The following is a 16,283-nucleotide window of genomic DNA, read 5'->3' as shown; positions in this document are numbered from 1 at the left end:
AACACAACACAAGGGAGATTGCACCTGAGCTTGTCTCAGCCCGTCAAATCGGCGCGATTCAGCGCGCAATGGCTCCAGAGTGCATCCATAGCATGCACCAATGCATCCATTTCCTTTGGCCCATGCACCGGCGAAGGCGTGAAGCGCAACCGCTCCGTGCCGCGCGGCACGGTCGGGAAATTGATCGGCTGCACATAGATGCCATGCCCGTCCAGCAACATGTCGCTCAACTTCTTGGTGTGAACCGGATCGCCGACGATGACCGGAACGATATGACTTCCATGGTCGATCAGTGGCAGGCCCATCCCCTTCAGGCGGGTCTTGAGGATCTTCGCCTGGGTCTGGTGGCGTTCGCGTAGCCCCGGATCCCGCTTGAGATGCGCGACACTGGCCGCGGCCCCCGCCGCCACCGCGGGCGGCAGCGACGTGGTAAAGATGAAGCCGGGCGCATAACTGCGCACCGCGTCGCACATTTTCGCCGATGCGGCGATATAGCCGCCCATCACGCCATAGGCCTTGGCCAGCGTGCCGTTGATGATGTCCAGACGGTGCATCAGGCGGTCGCGCTCCGCGACACCCGCGCCGCGCGGCCCGTACATGCCCACCGCGTGAACCTCGTCGATATAGGTCAGCGCGCCGAATTCGTCGGCCAAATCGCAGATCGCCTCGATCGGGCCGAAATCGCCATCCATCGAGTAGACCGATTCAAACGCAATCAGCTTGGGCGCGCCGGGATCGTCGGCCTCCAGCAGCTCGCGCAGATGCGCCACATCGTTATGGCGGAAGATGCGCTTGGCACCGCCATTGCGGCGCACGCCCTCGATCATCGAGGCATGGTTCAGCGCATCCGAATAGATGATGAGGCCGGGAAACAGCTTGGGCAGGGTGCTCAGCGTGGCGTCATTGGCGATATAGGCGCTGGTGAACAGCAGCGCCGCCTCCTTGCCATGCAGATCGGCCAGTTCGGCCTCCAGCCGCTTGTGATAGACGGTCGTGCCGGAAATGTTGCGCGTGCCGCCCGAGCCTGCGCCGGTGGCGTCCATCGCCTCGTGCATGGCCGCCAGAACATCGGGGTGCTGACCCATGCCAAGGTAGTCATTGCCGCACCATACGGTGATGGGCTGCTCGCTGCCGTCCGGCTTGCGCCAGATCGCATGCGGAAATTGCCCCTTGCGGCGTTCGATGTCGATGAAGGTCCGATACCGTCCTTCGTCATGCAGACGGTTGATCGCGTCGTCCAGCTTCGCCCCGTAATTCACTGGCGTCCCCTCCCTGGTCAGTCACCGCCCCCGTTCCGGGCGGATGTCGCGCGTCAGGCGACATATTCATCAAGTCAGATGCATATAGATCGCGCACCGCTCACGCAACAGGCTACAAATTGCCGCTCCCCGCCACCTTGACCTCGATCAAGCGCGCTGGACAGTCCGGCCTCACCTGTTACCCTCGCGACGACTTCATTTTAATACATAAGGAGCGCCCATGTCACTGGATGCCGTGCTGGCCCGAATCGACGAACAACTGCCCGAGGCCACGGCGCGGCTGCTCGATCTTCTGCGCATACCGTCGATCTCGACCGACCCGGCCTTTGCGGGCGAATGCGACAAGGCCGCCGACTGGCTGGTCATGGACCTGCAAAGCCTTGGCATCAAGGCCGGGAAACGCGCCACCCCCGGCCACCCCATGGTCGTGGGCCATGTCGAAGGCGATGGGCCGCACCTGCTGTTTTACGGGCATTACGACGTGCAGCCGGTCGATCCGCTGGATATGTGGACCAATGATCCCTTCGACCCCCGCATCGAAGAAACGCCGAAGGGCCGGGTGATCCGTGGCCGGGGCAGTTCCGACGACAAGGGCCAGCTCATGACCTTTGTCGAGGCCTGCCGCGCCTGGAAGGCGGTGAACGGCACCCTGCCCTGCGCGATCACCTTCTTCTTCGAGGGCGAGGAAGAATCAGGCTCGCCCTCGCTCGTGCCCTTCATGAAAGAGAACGCCGACGAACTCGGCGCCGATATCGCGCTGATCTGCGATACCGGCATGTTCCAGTCGCGCACACCGGCCATCGTTACCATGCTGCGCGGCATGGTCAGCGAGGAACTGACCATCAAAGGCCCCGACATGGACCTGCATTCGGGCTTTTTCGGCGGGCTGGCGATGAACCCGATCCGCGCGCTTGCGGGCATCCTGTCCGATCTGCATGACGATCACGGCCGCGTCACCATCCCCGGTTTCTATGACGGCATCCCCGATTTGACCGACGAGGTGCGCGCCCAGTGGGAGGGGCTCGATTTCGACTGGCGCGGCTTTCTGGGTTCGGTCGGCCTCAGTGTACCCGCCGGAGAACAGGGGCGCATGCCGCTTGAAATGATCTGGTCGCGCCCCACAGCCGAGGTCAACGGCATCTGGGGCGGCTATACCGGCGAAGGCTTCAAGACGGTGCTGCCCGCCAAGGCCCATGCCAAGATCAGCTTTCGCCTCGTGGCCGGTCAGGACCCCGACACCATCCGCGACAATTTCCGCGCCTTCGTGCGCGCCCGCCTGCCCGAGGATTGCAGCGTCGATTTCAAGGCCCATGGCGGCTCGGCGGCCTCGGTCATGTCCACCGAAGACCCCGCCTTCGAAGCCGCGCGCCGGGCGCTCTCGGATGAATGGCCCGAAACGGCGGCCTATGTTGGCTGCGGCGGCTCGATTCCCATCGCCGGACATTTCCGCCAGATCCTCGGCATGAACGCCATGCTGATCGGCTTTGGCAAGAATGACGACGCGATCCATTCCCCCAACGAGAAATACGACCTCGAAAGCTTCCACAAGGGCACCCGCAGCTGGGCGCGCATCCTCGACGCGCTGAGCCAGAAGTGAGCATCCCAGGCTTCAACGACCAAAGCGCGCGCCTCAACGGCGTCGAGCTGGCGTTTTCCGTGGGGGGCGACGGGCCGCCGCTGCTGTTGCTGCACGGCTTTCCCCAGACCCGCACCATGTGGGCGCGCATCGCGCCTGCACTGGCTGCGCGCCACCGGGTCATCTGCCCGGATCTGCGCGGCTATGGCGCCTCGGGCAAACCGGCAGAGGTCGGCGATTACAGCTTTCGCGCGATGGCCCGCGACGCAAGCGCGCTGATGGCGCATCTGGGGCATGACCGCTTTGCCGTTGCGGGCCACGATCGCGGCGCGCGGGTGGCGCACCGGCTGGCGCTCGACGCACCGCACCTGCTCGAGCGGCTCTGCGTGATGGATATCGTGCCCACCCATACCCTGCTGGACCGGCTCGATGCGAGAGTGGCGCAAAGCTATTACCACTGGTTTTTCCTGGCGCAGAATGAACCCTTTCCCGAAACCATGATCGGCCACGACCCCGACGCCTATTTCGAAAGCTGCCTGCTGGGCTGGGGCGCCTCGCAGCTCACGGATTTCGCCCCCGACCAGCTTGCCGCCTACCGCGCCGCATGGCGCGATCCCGACACGATCCGGGGGATGTGCAACGATTACCGCGCCACGCTGGCCCATGATTTCGCCGACGATTCCGCCGATCTCAATCAACGCATCGCCTGTCCGGTCCTGGTGCTTTACGGGGCCGGCGGCGCCATGGCGCGCCATTACGACATGGCCGCCACATGGCGCGCGAAATGCCTCGATATCGAAAGCCGCGCCATTCCCGGCGGGCATTTCTTTCCCGATACCGACCCGCTTGCCACCATCGAGGCGCTCAGCGCGTTCCTCGCCTGAGAAATACGCGCCCCAGCTTGGCCAGCAACAAGATCCACGGCAGCCCGTGCAACGCCAGATCGAACCAGTCGATCGCCGCCAGCGGATCGCCCGCGCGCAACATCATCAGCTTTTGCCAGATATGGGGCTCGGGCACATAGGGTGACAGGCCCAGCGTCGCACAAAGCACCACAACCAGCAGCCATGAAATCTGATCCAGAAGATGACCCATCGGCGTCTCGGCCTCGTCTTGAGCTTCGGGGGGTTGCACATCGGGGAAAAGTGGCGCGGTTGACGGGGCTCGAACCCGCGACCTCCGGCGTGACAGGCCGGCACTCTAACCAACTGAGCTACAACCGCGCATGCACGATGAAACGATCCGTCCGGGGCAGCGGTGGCGCGGTTGACGGGGCTCGAACCCGCGACCTCCGGCGTGACAGGCCGGCACTCTAACCAACTGAGCTACAACCGCTCACTGCCCGCCCGATCGCTCAGGCGTGATGAGCTTCTTAGGGGCAGCGCCGCGCGCCGTCAAGCGCCCGTTTGGTGAAAATGCGCATTCCCGCAGACGCGCCCCGTGCCCTGCCTTGCCGGGCGCCCAATCGGCGCGCCCACGGCGCATATATCGGAAGAATGGTGGGTCGTGAGAGGCTCGAACTCCCGACATCTTCGGTGTAAACGAAGCGCTCTACCAACTGAGCTAACGACCCGTCCCGCGCGTCTTAGCCAAGCTTCCCGCGCCTTGCAAGACCCCGCAATACCCCGCCCTCAGCCATAAAGCCGGCGGCTGAACCTGCGCCACATCAAGAGCGGCGTCACCAGCAGCACGAAAAAGAACGCGCCCCCCGCCAGCTGCACCCACCAGGGAATCTGCAACATCGTGTGAATCACCGTGAACAGCCCGAACAGGAATGGCGGGCTGACGAAGGACAGGACCACCGCCAGGTTGAAGATCCATTTCTTCAGCCGGAAGGACGCGGTCCGGTTCAACTGCTGGCGATACTCGAACCAATAGACATCGCCCCTGTCATCGACGCTGCGCTCCTTCCAAAGCAGGAAGCGGTCGATCCCCGCGATGCTCAGCGCATCGTCGATCCAGAACAGGAACAGCGTGATCGACACCACCGTCAGAACACACATCAGCGCAAAGACGAAAGCCGCATTCTCGGCCACCTTCTGCGCCACCTCGCCACCGCCCGCAACCACGCTGAAAATGCCGAAGAACGACAACACCCCGACATTGATCAGGCTCAGGCGCACATACTCGAATTGCTGGCGACTGCGCCGCGCCTTCTCCTCGCGCAGCATCGTCAGCTCGTGCAACAGGATGTCCTTCTCGATGTCCATGACCGCCCCCGACCCACACGCGTTTCACCTGCCCGATCATTGCCGCGCCGGCCAGCCAAGGCAAGCCACCAGCACCCTCAGCCCGACGAAATTCACCCCCAAACGACAACGGCGCGCCCGATTTCCGGGCACGCCGCTGCGTGTTCATGGTGGGTGATAAGAGATTCGAACTCCTGACATCTTCGATGTGAACGAAGCGCTCTACCACTGAGCTAATCACCCGTTGGCGCGCTATGTAGCGTCACTCGTCAGGCTCTGCAACACTCTCTTTCGCTTTATCGAGCGCGGGGGATGCCGATTTGCTCTGGCGTATCTTGGCGACCGTGATGGTGGCGTTTCCGGTCTCCTTGCGGCGCTGATGCTTGAGCTTGCCAAGGGGTTGCAGGTTCAGCCCGCGCCCCTCGGATATCGCCTCGCCGAGGATGTCGATCATCGCCTCGACCGCCGGCTTGGCAAAACGCTTGCGCACGCCCGAGCGCTCGACCACCTTGTCGATCAACTCGCGTTTCTTGAGATCCGCACCGGCCACCTCGACGCTGGTGTCGCGCACCAGTTCGGGCTTGGCGGTGACGGCGGCGGGCGCGGGGCGCACCGATGCGGTCTTGGCGGATTTCGCTATCGTGCTGCCTGTCTTGGCGCTGGCCGGAGTCTTTGAAGCGGTGCCAGCGGGCTTGGTTGCGGTGCTGGCGGTCGTCTTGCGACGCGTGGTCATATGATGCCTCGTTTCTTGCTGCTCTGGGCATCAGACTACGTTAATTGCGCCGCCAATGCCAGTGTCGCGTGCAATCGCCCCTTTCCTTTCGCGCATGAAAACCCCGCCGGCGCGGGCCGGCGGGGTCTGTTCGGTCGGCAGCTCTGATTGACGCGGCCGCGCGGGGCAAGGTTCAGTGCGCCGTGGCACCCTCGCCGCTGCTCTCGCCCTTGAGAGCGGCCTCGGCGGCGGCGGCCTCTTCGGCCTCCTCGTCCCATTCCACCGGCTCGGGCGTGCGCACCAGCGCCAGCTTGAGAACGTCGCGCACGTGATCGACAGGGATGATATCCAGCCCCTCTTTCACGTTGTCGGGGATCTCGGTCAGATCCTTCTCGTTCTCTCGCGGGATCAGCACCGTCTTGATGCCACCACGCAGCGCCGCCAGCAGCTTCTCCTTGAGGCCACCGATCGGCAGCGCATTGCCGCGCAGCGTCACCTCGCCGGTCATGGCGATATCCTTGCGCACCGGAATCCCGGTCAGCACCGACACGATCGACGTGACCATGGCCAGTCCGGCCGACGGCCCGTCCTTGGGAGTCGCGCCCTCGGGGACGTGAACGTGAATGTCCCACTTCTCGAAGCGCGGCGGCTTGACTCCGATCTCGGGCGCGATGGAGCGGACATAGGAACTGGCCGCATCGATCGATTCCTTCATCACGTCGCCCAGCGTGCCGGTGGTTTTCATCCGGCCCTTGCCCGGCAGGCGCAACGCCTCGATGTTCAGAAGCTCGCCACCGACCGACGTATAGGCCAGCCCGGTCACGACACCGACCTGATCCTTCTCTTCGGCCAGACCGTATTTGAACTTCTTCACGCCAAGGAAATCGTCGATGTTTTCCGCGGTCACTGTCACCGACTCGGCCTCGCCCTTGATGATCTGCGTCACCGCCTTGCGCGCCACCTTGGCGATCTCGCGCTCGAGGTTCCGCACCCCCGCTTCGCGGGTGTAATGGCGGATGATCGCGGTCAGCGCATCGTCCGACAGTTCGAACTCGCCCTTCTTCAAACCGTGATTCTTGATCTGCTTGGCAAGCAGGTGCTGCTTGGCGATCTCGCGCTTTTCATCCTCGGTGTAACCGGCCAGCGGAATGATCTCCATCCGGTCCAGAAGCGGCCCCGGCATGTTGTAGGAGTTCGCCGTGGTCAGGAACATCACGTTGCTCAGGTCGTATTCCACCTCGAGATAGTGATCGACGAACGTGCCGTTCTGTTCGGGGTCCAGCACCTCCAGCATCGCGCTGGCCGGGTCGCCCCGGAAATCCTGGCCCATCTTGTCGATCTCATCGAGCAGGATCAGCGGATTGGTGGTTTTCGCCTTCTTCAGCGACTGGATGATCTTGCCCGGCATCGAGCCGATATAGGTGCGCCGGTGACCCCGGATCTCGGATTCGTCGCGCACGCCGCCCAGGCTGATGCGGATGAACTCGCGCCCCGTGGCGCGGGCCACGGATTCGCCAAGGCTGGTCTTGCCCACGCCCGGCGGGCCGACAAGGCACATGATCGGCCCCTTCAGCTTCTTCGAGCGCTGCTGCACCGCCAGATATTCGACGATCCGCTCCTTGACCTTCTCAAGGCCGTAATGATCCTTGTCGAGGATCCGCTCGGCGCGGCCCAGGTCCTTCTTGACGCGCGATTTCACGCCCCAGGGGATCGACAGCATCCAGTCGAGATAGTTGCGCACGACCGTCGCCTCGGCGCTCATCGGACTCATGTTCTTGAGCTTCTTGAGCTCGGCCTCGGCCTTGTCGCGGGCTTCCTTGGACAGCTTCGTGGCGGCGATCTTCTCTTCCAACTCGGCGATTTCGCCTTCGCCATCCTCGCCGTCACCCAGCTCCTTCTGGATCGCCTTCATCTGTTCGTTCAGATAGTATTCGCGCTGCGTGCGTTCCATCTGCGACTTGACGCGGGTCTTGATCTTCTTCTCGACCTGCAGGACGCTCATCTCGCCCTGCATCATGCCATAGACCTTCTCCAGCCGCTCGCTGACCGAAAGCGTCTCCAGCATTTCCTGCTTTTGGGGCACATCAATGCCCAGATGCCCGGCCACGAGGTCGGCCAGCCGTGCCGGCTCCTCGGTCTCGCTGACGGCGGCCAGCGCCTCTTCGGGGATGTTCTTTTTGACCTTTGCATAGCGCTCGAACTCGTCGCTCACCGTGCGCAGCAGCGCCTCGATGGTGGCGCTGTCGCCCGGCATCTCGGTCAGGTATTCGGCGCGCGCCTCGAAGAAACTGTCATTCTCCAGGTATTCGTCGATGCGCACCCTTGCCACGCCCTCGACCAGCACCTTCACGGTGCCGTCCGGCAGCTTCAGCAATTGCAGCACATTGGCCAGCACACCGGTCCTGTAGATACCTTCGGCATCGGGATCGTCGATACTGGCGTCGATCTGGCTCGACAGCAGGATCTGCTTGTCGTCCTGCATCACTTCCTCCAGCGCGCGCACGGATTTCTCGCGTCCGACAAACAGCGGCACGATCATGTGGGGAAAAACCACGATGTCGCGCAGCGGCAGCACTGGATAGGATGCGTTGAGAGGCTCTTGCATGCTCGTTTCCTTGTTCTGGGCAGACGATCCGGACCCCTCGATCAGGCAGTCACGTCCGTCTCCGCGTTTCCTGCGGTGTAACTTGGGGCGGCGCTGCCCCCGTTTCAACCGATTTGACGCAGTTTGCCCCTCCCGCCGGGGCTTCACAAGGGCTCATTGCCCGCATTTGCGCGCGCTGCGTGCAACGCTTTGACGCAAGGCGCTTTTCGCGGGCGGTCACCGCCCGTCAGCACTCAAAGCGGCGCGATATCGCCCTGCGCCCGCGTCGCATGGAAATCCGCCTCCCAGGCATCAAACCGCGCTTCGGCGATGGCTTCGCGCATGCCCTGCATAAGCTCCTGATAGTAATGCAGATTGTGCCATGTCAGCAGCATCGAGGAAATGATCTCCTGGCTGCGGAACACATGATGCAGATAGGCGCGGCTGTAATTGCGGCAGGCCGGACAGGTGCAATCCTCATCGAGCGGCCTCGGATCGTCCTGATGGCGCGCGTTCTTGATGTTGATCTGCCCGCGCCGGGTAAACACCTGCCCCGTGCGCCCCGATCGCGAAGGCAACACGCAATCCATCATGTCGATGCCCCGTTTCACGGCCCCCACGATATCGTCGGGCTTGCCCACCCCCATCAGGTAACGCGGCTTCTCTTCGGGCAGAAAGCCGGGCGCGTAATCCAGCACGCCGAACATCGCCGCCTGCCCCTCGCCCACCGCAAGCCCCCCCACCGCGTAGCCGTCAAAGCCGATCTTCACCAGCGCCCCGGCGCTTTCCTCGCGCAGCTCGCGATTGACACCGCCCTGCATGATCCCGAACAGCGCGTGACCGGGGCGATCCCCGAAGGCGTCCTTCGAACGCGCCGCCCACCGCATGCTCAGCCGCATCGCGCGCGCCACCTCCGCGTCGCTGGCGGGCAGTGCGGGGCATTCGTCGAAACACATCACGATATCGCTGCCCAGCAGCCGCTGGATCTCCATCGACCGCTCCGGCGTCAATTCATGGCGCGAGCCATCCACATGGCTCTTGAAGGTCACCCCCGCCTCGCTCAGCTTGCGCAGCCCCGCAAGGCTCATCACCTGAAAGCCGCCGCTATCGGTCAGGATCGGGCGCTCCCAGTTCATGAAACGGTGCAATCCCCCCAGCCGCGCGATGCGCTCGGCGCCGGGGCGCAGCATCAGATGATAGGTATTGCCCAGCAGGATATCGGCGCCCGTCTGGCGCACGCTTTCGGGCATCATCGCCTTGACCGTCGCCGCGGTGCCCACCGGCATGAAGGCCGGCGTGCGCACATCACCCCGCGTCGTGCGGATCACGCCCGCGCGCGCCGCCCCGTCCCGTGCCGTCAACTCGAACCTGACTGTCACCTGATTTTCCCGCAATTGCCGTCTTTCGGCTTCCCTTAAAGCGGTTTAACCTGACTTGCAAAACGCCGCGTGGCCCGCGCGGCCCTTTTTCATGAGTGAGAATGATATGACCGAAGACCAAATCCTGAGCCTCCTGGGGTCGAACCTGATCTGGATCCTGATCGCGATCCTGATCTTCGTGGTGATCTTCAAGGGCATCCAGATCGTTCCGCAATCCGAACAATACGTGGTCGAACGTTTCGGCCGCCTGCGCGCGGTGCTGGGGCCGGGAATCAACATGATCGTGCCGTTTCTGGACGTGGTGCGCCACCGGATCTCGATCCTGGAACGCCAGCTTCCCAATGCCAGCCAGGACGCGATCACCCGCGACAACGTGCTGGTCGAAGTGGAAACCTCGGTCTTCTACCGCATCATTCAGCCTGAAAAGACGGTCTACCGCATCCGCGACGCCGATGCCGCCATCGCCACCACCGTCGCCGGTATCGTGCGCGCCGAGATCGGCAAGATGGATCTCGATGACGTGCAGGCCAACCGCTCGGCACTGATCACCACCATCAAGGAAGCGGTCGAGGACGCGGTCGAGAACTGGGGCATCGAAGTCACCCGCGCCGAGCTTCTGGATGTGAACCTCGACGAGGCCACCCGCGCGGCCATGCTCCAGCAGCTCAATGCCGAACGCGCCCGGCGCGCCCATGTGACCGAGGCCGAAGGCAAGAAACGCGCCGTCGAACTCCATGCCGATGCCGAACTTTACGCCGCCGACCAGGCCGCGAAGGCCCGCCGCATCCAGGCCGACGCCGAAGCCTACGCCACCCAGGTCGTCGCCCGCGCCATCGCCGAAAACGGCGTCGAGGCCGCGCAATATCAGGTCGCCCTGAAACAGGTCGAAGCCCTCAACGCGCTGGGCAACAGCCCCTCCTCGCAGACGGTCCTCGTGCCCGCTCAGGCACTCGAGGCCTTCGGCAACGCCTTCAACATGCTCAAGGGGAACAAGGCATGAGCGGCATCTGGACGCTCTGGTGGGCCTGGCTCGGGGGCGCGCTGGCGCTCGCCATTCTGGAAACGCTGATTCCGGGCTACGTGTTTCTGGGCATCGCACTGGGCGCGGCGCTCATGGCGCTGATCGTGGCCCTGCCCGTGCACCTTTCGCCAGCGGCGATGATCGCGATCTTCGCAATCCTGTCGCTTTTGTCATGGATCATCCTGCGGCGGGTCTTCCGGGCGCGCAACGACCAGAGTCGCGTGATCCATGACGACATCAACAAATAGCGCTTTGCCATGCCGGCTTGGCAGAATGGCTCCGATCAAGCTATGGTCGTCAGCCACGAGCCATTATTTTGAATGAAAAAAGGGAATTGCCCATGACCGACACACCCGATGAAACGCAACAATTGCAATTCGGGTGGGAAGAATGGGTCTCTTTGCCCGATCTCGGCGTCCCGGCAATCCGGGCCAAGGTCGATACCGGCGCGCGCACCTCTGCTCTGCATGCCTTCGACATCGAGACATTCGGCCCCTCCTCCAGACCCAAGGTCCGTTTCACCATCCACCCGATACCGGGGCGCGACGATTTCGTGATCCCCTGCTCGGCCCCGATCATCGACCGCCGCGAAGTGACCTCATCCAACGGTGAAAAGGAGCTGCGCTACGTCATCGAAAGCACGCTGCACGTCAACGGCGACAGCTGGCCTGTGGAACTGACCCTCACCAACCGCGCCACCATGCAGTCGCGGATGTTGCTGGGGCGTCAGGCGCTGAAGGATCACATCACCATCGTGGCGACGGACCGCTTCATGCAGCCCGAACTCAGCTATGATGTCTATCACACCGCCAAGATGCGCCACCAGGCACCGGCGCGCGCACTGCGCATCTGCGTGCTTTCGCGCGAAGACAATTATTCCACCCGCCGCCTTGTCGAAGAGGGCGAGAAACGCGGCCATTCGGTCGAGGTGATCAACACCACGCGCTGTTACATGGCGATCAACGCCATGGCCCCCGAAGTGCATTACGACGGCAAGCGCCTGCCGCGCTTCGATGCGGTCATTCCGCGGATCGGCGCATCGATCACGCCCTATGGCACCGCCATCATCCGCCAGTTCGAAACCATCGGCACCTATTGCGTGAACTCCTCGGCCGGGATCACCTCCAGCCGTGACAAGCTCTATGCCCATCAATTGATGGCCCGCGCCAAGATCGGCATGCCCAACACCGCCTTTGCCGCCTCGCCCAAGGACACCAACAATCTGATCGGCCTCGTCGGCACCGCGCCCCTGATCGTCAAGCTGCTGGAATCGACCCAGGGCAAGGGCGTCGTGCTGGCCGAAACCAAGAAGGCCGCCGAATCGGTGATCGACGCCTTCCGCGGCCTCAAGGCAAATTTCCTGGTGCAGGATTTCGTCAAGGAAGCTGCGGGCGAGGATATCCGCTGCCTCGTGATCGGCGGCAAGGTCGTCGCCTCGATGAAGCGCACCGGCGCCGACGGCGATTTCCGCTCGAACCTGCATCGCGGCGGCTCCGCCAAATCAGTGCGGATCACCAAGCAGGAACGCGAGACCGCGATCCGCGCCGCGCGCGCCTTCGATCTCAACATGGCCGGTGTAGACCTGTTGCGCTCCGAAGGCGGTCCCAAGGTGCTCGAGGTGAACTCTTCCCCCGGCTTCGAGGGGATCGAGAAATCGACCGGCAAGAACATCGTCGGGCGGCTCTATGATCAGATCGAAAGCCGCGTGCGCCCCGCCCCGATCCGCCGCCGCAAGACCGGCGTGAAGAAATCTTCCGGTTGATGCTTGGCGGCCATTCCGGGGGTTTTGTACCAACCTTTTCGGGCCGGGTCCGGCTTTCGTACAAAAGCCGCGTACAAAACAGACGTTTTGTACCGGCCCGCCCCTCTGGACGACCGCGGTCATAAATCTTATATCTTCGGTCAGGAACAGCGCAGGATTCAGCCATGACTCATAGCCCAGACCCAGTCGAAGGTGCGCCACTGATCGCGCCATCGAGCACCGAACATCCCCTTTACGATCAACTCGTCGAGGCTTGCCGGTCTGTCTATGACCCTGAAATTCCAGTGAATATTTATGATCTCGGTCTGATCTACACGATCGAGATCGACAGCGAAAACGCCGTCCGTGTGATCATGACCCTGACCGCACCCGGCTGCCCCGTCGCCGGTGAAATGCCCGGCTGGGTCGCCGAAGCCATCGAACCCGTGCCCGGCGTCAAACAGGTCGATGTCGAACTCGTCTGGGATCCCCCCTGGGGCATGGACATGATGAGCGACGAAGCGCGCCTTGAGTTAGGATTCATGTAAGGCAAGCTTTTTTGCTTGCTAGAATGTCAAGTGAATTTGCTTGCCTTTTCGATATGCAGGCATTATGACTTGCCAATCATGACCCGCGTCTGCGTCCTTTCCGGTGACCTTGTCGACTCCAGCGCGCTCAGCGCAGACCAGGTCGATACCGCCCTGCAATCGCTGGACTCAGCTGCCGGCGACATCTCGCAATGGTCGCCCGATCTCGTCACCGGGTTCGCACGCAGCGGCGGGGATGGTTGGCAATTTTCCATTTCAGATCATTATCTTGCGCTGCGCTCTGCACTCTATCTCCGGGCTGCGCTCCGGCGTCTGGGCAAGGCGTTTTCCACCCGCATCGCCCTCGCCTGCGGTGATGGCCACCTGCCCGACAACCGCGATCCCAACGCCGCCTCCGGCCCCGCCTTCACCGCCTCAGGCCGCTTGCTGGCCAGTCTTCGGGGGCCGCATATCACCATGGGTCACGCATCGGGCGGCACTGTCAACGCATTGATTTTGCTTGCAGACCACATCTCCCAAGGCTGGACCCCGGCGCAGGCCCGCGCGATCTTCACCATGCTGCCACCCGACTCCACCACCCATGCCGACGCCGCCGCCCGCCTCGGGATCTCCCGGCAGGCCGTCGATCAGGCCCTGACCGCCGCCGGATATCATTGGATTTCAGCCGCAATTCAATCGGATGAAGATCATTATTCATCTGTGAATCGCACGCCGGAGCAACGCTGATGCTGGAAACCGTCACGGCCTTGCTCTTCGCCCACGCCCTCGCCGATTTCACCCTGCAAACCAACTGGATCAACACCAACAAGGCCCGCCCGCATGTGATGGCGCTGCATGGGCTTCTCGTCTTGATCACCGCCCATCTGGCACTTGGCCATCTCTACGCCCCGGCGCTGGCAGTGCTGACGCTCGCCCATCTTCTGATTGACACCGCGAAAACATATAGCAAATTCAACACCCTCTCCGCCTTTCTTTTCGATCAGGGCGCGCATCTCGCCACGATTCTTGTCGTCGCCTTCTGGATGCCCGACCTCTGGCAATCCGGTCTCTGGTCCGCCCAGCCCACCCTTTTGCCGCTCATGGCGCTTGCCGCCGGGCTGATCCTCTGCCTCACCGCCGGACAATATGCCGTCGGGCTTCTGATGCGCCGCCACAGCAGTCGCATGCGCGGCGCCGGGCTTCGCGACGGCGGCCGCCAGATCGGACTGCTTGAGCGCGGTCTGATCTTCCTGCTGGTGCTGGCAAACCAGCCCATCGGCGTCGGTTTCCTGATCGCCGCCAAATCCATCCTGCGTTACGGCACCGCCAACCGCGACCAGCGCAGTGCCGAATACGTGATTATCGGCACACTGGCCTCCTTTGGCTGGGCCATCTTGATCGCTCTTGCCACCCAATCGCTCCTATCTGTGCTTCCCCCGCTTGAGATCGCGCCCCGAACGCCCTAGATTCAACCAAGACACATGAGGAGGCACAATGTTCGGCATCCCCGGTAAACAAGCCGTTACCATGACGCCCGCCGCGGCGGCCCGGATCGCGAATCTGATGGACAAGTATGGCCATCAGGGTTTGCGCATCGGGGTCAAGAAAGGCGGCTGCGCAGGCATGGAGTACACGATGGATTACGTGAGCGAGGTCGACCCCAATGATGAGGTGGTCGAGCAGAATGGCGCACGGGTGATGATCGCGCCGATGGCTCAGATGTTCCTGTTCGGCACCGAGATCGACTACCGCACCTCGCTTCTGGAATCCGGTTTCGTGTTCAACAATCCCAATGTGACCGAGGCCTGCGGCTGCGGCGAGTCGATCAAGTTCGAAAACATGTAAACCGCCACAGCCCATCAACATAACAATAAAAACAAAAGGTTGAGCCGGAATGATGCGCAAACTCGCTGCCGGAAACTGGAAGATGAACGGCACCCGCGAGGCGCTTGACGCGTTGCAGGCCATGACTGCCGCGCATCCAGATCCGGCGGTCGATATCCTGATCTGCCCGCCCGCGACCTTGCTCTTGCAGGCCGCAGCACTAAGCGCCGATACGCCGCTTTTGATCGGCGCGCAGGATTGCCACAGCGCTCCCTCCGGCGCGCATACAGGCGATATCTCGGCGCCGATGATCGCCGATGCGGGCGCGCAGGCGGTCATTGTCGGCCATTCCGAACGCCGCCAGGATCATGGTGAAACCGATGCGCTTGTGCGCGCCAAGGCCAGTGCGGCCCATGCGGCGGGGCTTATGGCGATCATCTGCCTTGGCGAAACCCTGGACGAACGCAACGCGGGCCGCACCCTTGATGTGATCGGCGCGCAGCTTGACGGCTCGACCCCCGACAGCGCGGAGTCCGCGAACACCGTCATCGCCTACGAGCCCGTCTGGGCGATCGGCACGGGCAAGATTGCGGACATGAAGCAGATCTCTGAAGTGCATGACTTCATTCGTGAAAACCTGATTTCACGGCTCGGCGAAACCGCCACCGGGATCCGCATCCTATATGGCGGTTCGGTGAAACCCGCCAACGCCGCGGATATCTTCGCTGTGGGAAATGTAGATGGTGCGCTGGTCGGTGGCGCCAGCCTTACTGCCGCGGATTTCTCGCCGATCATCGCCGCTCTCGAGGCCGCGACCTGAGCATTCAAAGCGGCAGCATGGTGGTGGATTTGATCTCTTCCATCGACAAGAGCGCCGTCACGTTATGCACCTTCACTTCGGAAATCAGCGCCTGATAGAAGGTGTCATAGGCGCGGGCATTGGCCACGCGTACCTTCAGGATATAGTCGATATCCCCTGCCAGACGGTGCGCCTCCTGAACTTCGGGGTGGTCGCGCAGGGCTTGCAGGAACGTTGCCTGCCAGCTTGCGTCATGCTCTGACGTGCGGATCAGAACAAAGAAGCAAGCCTCGAATCCAAGCGCCTCGGCATCCAGCAGAAAGGTCTGCTGCTTGATGATCCCGCCTTCACGCATCTTGCGAATCCGGTTCCAGACCGGCGTCTTAGAACTGCCCACGATCCGGGCGATCTCATCCAGCGATTGCCCACCGTCCTTTTGCAGCTGCACAAGGATTTTCCGATCCAGTTCATCGAGACGAACAGCCATTTTCCGATTTCCTTTCCGCATGGAACGCTTCGGCGCAATCTGACCTGAACAGGAACATCCGTCCTTATTTGGGTCAGCCTATAGCGCTTAAAGCGCCCCGCCAAAAACCTGAATCGCGGGGATTCCCACACGTGTGATTTTGTGATTCATCCTGTTTGGGAGGATGGATCATGTCAGCACCTTTG

17 protein-coding genes and 4 tRNA genes are annotated in these 16,283 nt (G+C 62.6%); 10 read left to right on the top strand and 11 right to left on the bottom strand.

The genetic code is table 11. From position 1 onward, the window contains the following. Nucleotides 1-35 precede the first annotated feature (35 nt). Nucleotides 36-1,259 (bottom strand): 5-aminolevulinate synthase, encoded by a 1,224-nt coding sequence (gene hemA, locus N5A93_RS17140; RefSeq protein ID WP_268956317.1) that lies wholly within the window; start codon nt 1,257-1,259, stop codon nt 36-38. Nucleotides 1,260-1,479: 220 nt separating this feature from the next. On the opposite strand from hemA, the gene N5A93_RS17135 reads away from it, so the two are divergent. Both N5A93_RS17135 and N5A93_RS17130 read left to right on the top strand, forming a co-directional pair. Beyond that, on the top strand, nt 1,480-2,856 hold the full coding sequence (locus N5A93_RS17135; RefSeq protein WP_268956316.1) for a M20/M25/M40 family metallo-hydrolase: 1,377 nt from the start codon (nt 1,480-1,482) through the stop codon (nt 2,854-2,856). Further along, a complete protein-coding gene (locus tag N5A93_RS17130) occupies nt 2,853-3,719 on the top strand; it encodes an alpha/beta fold hydrolase (protein WP_268956315.1) in 867 nt (288 codons plus the stop codon). The genes N5A93_RS17135 and N5A93_RS17130 overlap by 4 nt, the downstream gene beginning before the upstream one ends. On the opposite strand, the gene N5A93_RS17125 is transcribed toward N5A93_RS17130, so the two are convergent. The 9 genes from N5A93_RS17125 to tgt all read right to left on the bottom strand — a co-directional run bounded on the left by N5A93_RS17125 (nt 3,700) and on the right by tgt (nt 9,699). Further along, complete coding sequence (locus N5A93_RS17125) at nt 3,700-3,969, bottom strand: RND transporter (RefSeq protein ID WP_268956314.1); 270 nt, start codon at nt 3,967-3,969, stop codon at nt 3,700-3,702. The genes N5A93_RS17130 and N5A93_RS17125 overlap by 20 nt on opposite strands. A gap of 12 nt (nt 3,970-3,981) precedes the next feature. After that, nucleotides 3,982-4,058: transfer RNA gene (locus N5A93_RS17120), tRNA-Asp, on the bottom strand. Between the two features lie 35 nt (nt 4,059-4,093). After that, nucleotides 4,094-4,170, bottom strand: a tRNA-Asp gene (locus tag N5A93_RS17115). Between the two features lie 162 nt (nt 4,171-4,332). Next, nucleotides 4,333-4,408 (bottom strand) — tRNA-Val (locus N5A93_RS17110). Nucleotides 4,409-4,466: 58 nt separating this feature from the next. Continuing rightward, nucleotides 4,467-5,045, bottom strand: coding sequence for a hypothetical protein (locus N5A93_RS17105; RefSeq protein ID WP_268956313.1), 579 nt, complete (start codon nt 5,043-5,045; stop codon nt 4,467-4,469). Between the two features lie 147 nt (nt 5,046-5,192). Next, nucleotides 5,193-5,267: transfer RNA gene (locus N5A93_RS17100), tRNA-Val, on the bottom strand. A gap of 19 nt (nt 5,268-5,286) precedes the next feature. Next, nucleotides 5,287-5,757, bottom strand: coding sequence for an HU family DNA-binding protein (locus N5A93_RS17095; RefSeq protein ID WP_268956312.1), 471 nt, complete (start codon nt 5,755-5,757; stop codon nt 5,287-5,289). Nucleotides 5,758-5,929: 172 nt separating this feature from the next. After that, nucleotides 5,930-8,341: an endopeptidase La gene (gene lon / locus N5A93_RS17090; RefSeq protein WP_268956311.1), complete on the bottom strand. Its 2,412-nt coding sequence runs from the start codon at nt 8,339-8,341 to the stop codon at nt 5,930-5,932. A 233-nt stretch (nt 8,342-8,574) separates the two neighbouring features. Next, nucleotides 8,575-9,699, bottom strand: a complete 1,125-nt coding sequence (gene tgt / locus N5A93_RS17085; RefSeq protein ID WP_268956310.1) for a tRNA guanosine(34) transglycosylase Tgt — start codon at nt 9,697-9,699, stop codon at nt 8,575-8,577. A 106-nt stretch (nt 9,700-9,805) separates the two neighbouring features. Here tgt and N5A93_RS17080 point away from each other — a divergent pair, with 106 nt between their 5' ends. The 8 genes from N5A93_RS17080 (at nt 9,806) to tpiA (ending at nt 15,632) form a co-directional block, all read left to right on the top strand. Then, complete coding sequence (locus N5A93_RS17080; RefSeq protein ID WP_268956350.1) at nt 9,806-10,699, top strand: SPFH domain-containing protein; 894 nt, start codon at nt 9,806-9,808, stop codon at nt 10,697-10,699. Then, the gene (locus tag N5A93_RS17075) at nt 10,696-10,968 is read left to right on the top strand and encodes an NfeD family protein (RefSeq protein ID WP_268956309.1); all 273 of its coding nucleotides are present in this window, start codon (nt 10,696-10,698) and stop codon (nt 10,966-10,968) included. The genes N5A93_RS17080 and N5A93_RS17075 overlap by 4 nt, the downstream gene beginning before the upstream one ends. Before the next feature lie 92 nt (nt 10,969-11,060). Further along, entirely contained in the window at nt 11,061-12,482 is a 1,422-nt protein-coding gene (gene rimK / locus N5A93_RS17070; RefSeq protein ID WP_268956308.1) for a 30S ribosomal protein S6--L-glutamate ligase, read from the top strand. Between the two features lie 164 nt (nt 12,483-12,646). After that, the gene (locus tag N5A93_RS17065) at nt 12,647-13,009 is read left to right on the top strand and encodes an SUF system Fe-S cluster assembly protein (protein ID WP_085816562.1); all 363 of its coding nucleotides are present in this window, start codon (nt 12,647-12,649) and stop codon (nt 13,007-13,009) included. 78 nt (nt 13,010-13,087) lie between these two features. After that, complete coding sequence (locus tag N5A93_RS17060; protein WP_268956307.1) at nt 13,088-13,735, top strand: MarR family transcriptional regulator; 648 nt, start codon at nt 13,088-13,090, stop codon at nt 13,733-13,735. Then, nucleotides 13,735-14,454 carry a DUF3307 domain-containing protein gene (locus N5A93_RS17055; protein WP_268956306.1) on the top strand — a complete coding sequence of 240 codons (720 nt, stop codon included), beginning with the start codon at nt 13,735-13,737 and terminating at the stop codon, nt 14,452-14,454. Before N5A93_RS17060 ends, N5A93_RS17055 begins: the two co-directional genes overlap by 1 nt. A gap of 28 nt (nt 14,455-14,482) precedes the next feature. Further along, complete coding sequence (locus tag N5A93_RS17050) at nt 14,483-14,833, top strand: HesB/IscA family protein (RefSeq protein ID WP_268956305.1); 351 nt, start codon at nt 14,483-14,485, stop codon at nt 14,831-14,833. A gap of 52 nt (nt 14,834-14,885) precedes the next feature. After that, entirely contained in the window at nt 14,886-15,632 is a 747-nt protein-coding gene (tpiA, locus tag N5A93_RS17045; RefSeq protein ID WP_268956349.1) for a triose-phosphate isomerase, read from the top strand. Between the two features lie 4 nt (nt 15,633-15,636). On the opposite strand, the gene N5A93_RS17040 is transcribed toward tpiA, so the two are convergent. Continuing rightward, the gene (locus N5A93_RS17040; protein WP_268956304.1) at nt 15,637-16,098 is read right to left on the bottom strand and encodes an Lrp/AsnC family transcriptional regulator; all 462 of its coding nucleotides are present in this window, start codon (nt 16,096-16,098) and stop codon (nt 15,637-15,639) included. Between the last annotated feature and the right edge of the window lie 185 nt (nt 16,099-16,283).

It is taken from the genome of Roseovarius salincola, assembly GCF_026891095.1.
GTDB classification, from domain to species: domain Bacteria; phylum Pseudomonadota; class Alphaproteobacteria; order Rhodobacterales; family Rhodobacteraceae; genus Roseovarius; species Roseovarius salincola.
This window is presented reverse-complemented; position numbering and strand designations above follow the sequence as displayed.

What these genes read in the sequence shown, in the direction of transcription:
- N5A93_RS17135 (WP_268956316.1), top strand. Translation starts at nt 1,480, where the DNA reads ATGTCACTGGATGCCGTGCTGGCCCGAATCGACGAACAACTGCCCGAG.
- N5A93_RS17105 (WP_268956313.1), bottom strand. Translation starts at nt 5,045, where the DNA reads ATGGACATCGAGAAGGACATCCTGTTGCACGAGCTGACGATGCTGCGC.
- N5A93_RS17095 (WP_268956312.1), bottom strand. Translation starts at nt 5,757, where the DNA reads ATGACCACGCGTCGCAAGACGACCGCCAGCACCGCAACCAAGCCCGCT.
- lon (WP_268956311.1), bottom strand. Translation starts at nt 8,341, where the DNA reads ATGCAAGAGCCTCTCAACGCATCCTATCCAGTGCTGCCGCTGCGCGAC.
- N5A93_RS17080 (WP_268956350.1), top strand. Translation starts at nt 9,806, where the DNA reads ATGACCGAAGACCAAATCCTGAGCCTCCTGGGGTCGAACCTGATCTGG.
- N5A93_RS17075 (WP_268956309.1), top strand. Translation starts at nt 10,696, where the DNA reads ATGAGCGGCATCTGGACGCTCTGGTGGGCCTGGCTCGGGGGCGCGCTG.
- rimK (WP_268956308.1), top strand. Translation starts at nt 11,061, where the DNA reads ATGACCGACACACCCGATGAAACGCAACAATTGCAATTCGGGTGGGAA.
- N5A93_RS17065 (WP_085816562.1), top strand. Translation starts at nt 12,647, where the DNA reads ATGACTCATAGCCCAGACCCAGTCGAAGGTGCGCCACTGATCGCGCCA.
- N5A93_RS17060 (WP_268956307.1), top strand. Translation starts at nt 13,088, where the DNA reads ATGACCCGCGTCTGCGTCCTTTCCGGTGACCTTGTCGACTCCAGCGCG.
- N5A93_RS17055 (WP_268956306.1), top strand. Translation starts at nt 13,735, where the DNA reads ATGCTGGAAACCGTCACGGCCTTGCTCTTCGCCCACGCCCTCGCCGAT.
- N5A93_RS17050 (WP_268956305.1), top strand. Translation starts at nt 14,483, where the DNA reads ATGTTCGGCATCCCCGGTAAACAAGCCGTTACCATGACGCCCGCCGCG.
- tpiA (WP_268956349.1), top strand. Translation starts at nt 14,886, where the DNA reads ATGCGCAAACTCGCTGCCGGAAACTGGAAGATGAACGGCACCCGCGAG.
- N5A93_RS17040 (WP_268956304.1), bottom strand. Translation starts at nt 16,098, where the DNA reads ATGGCTGTTCGTCTCGATGAACTGGATCGGAAAATCCTTGTGCAGCTG.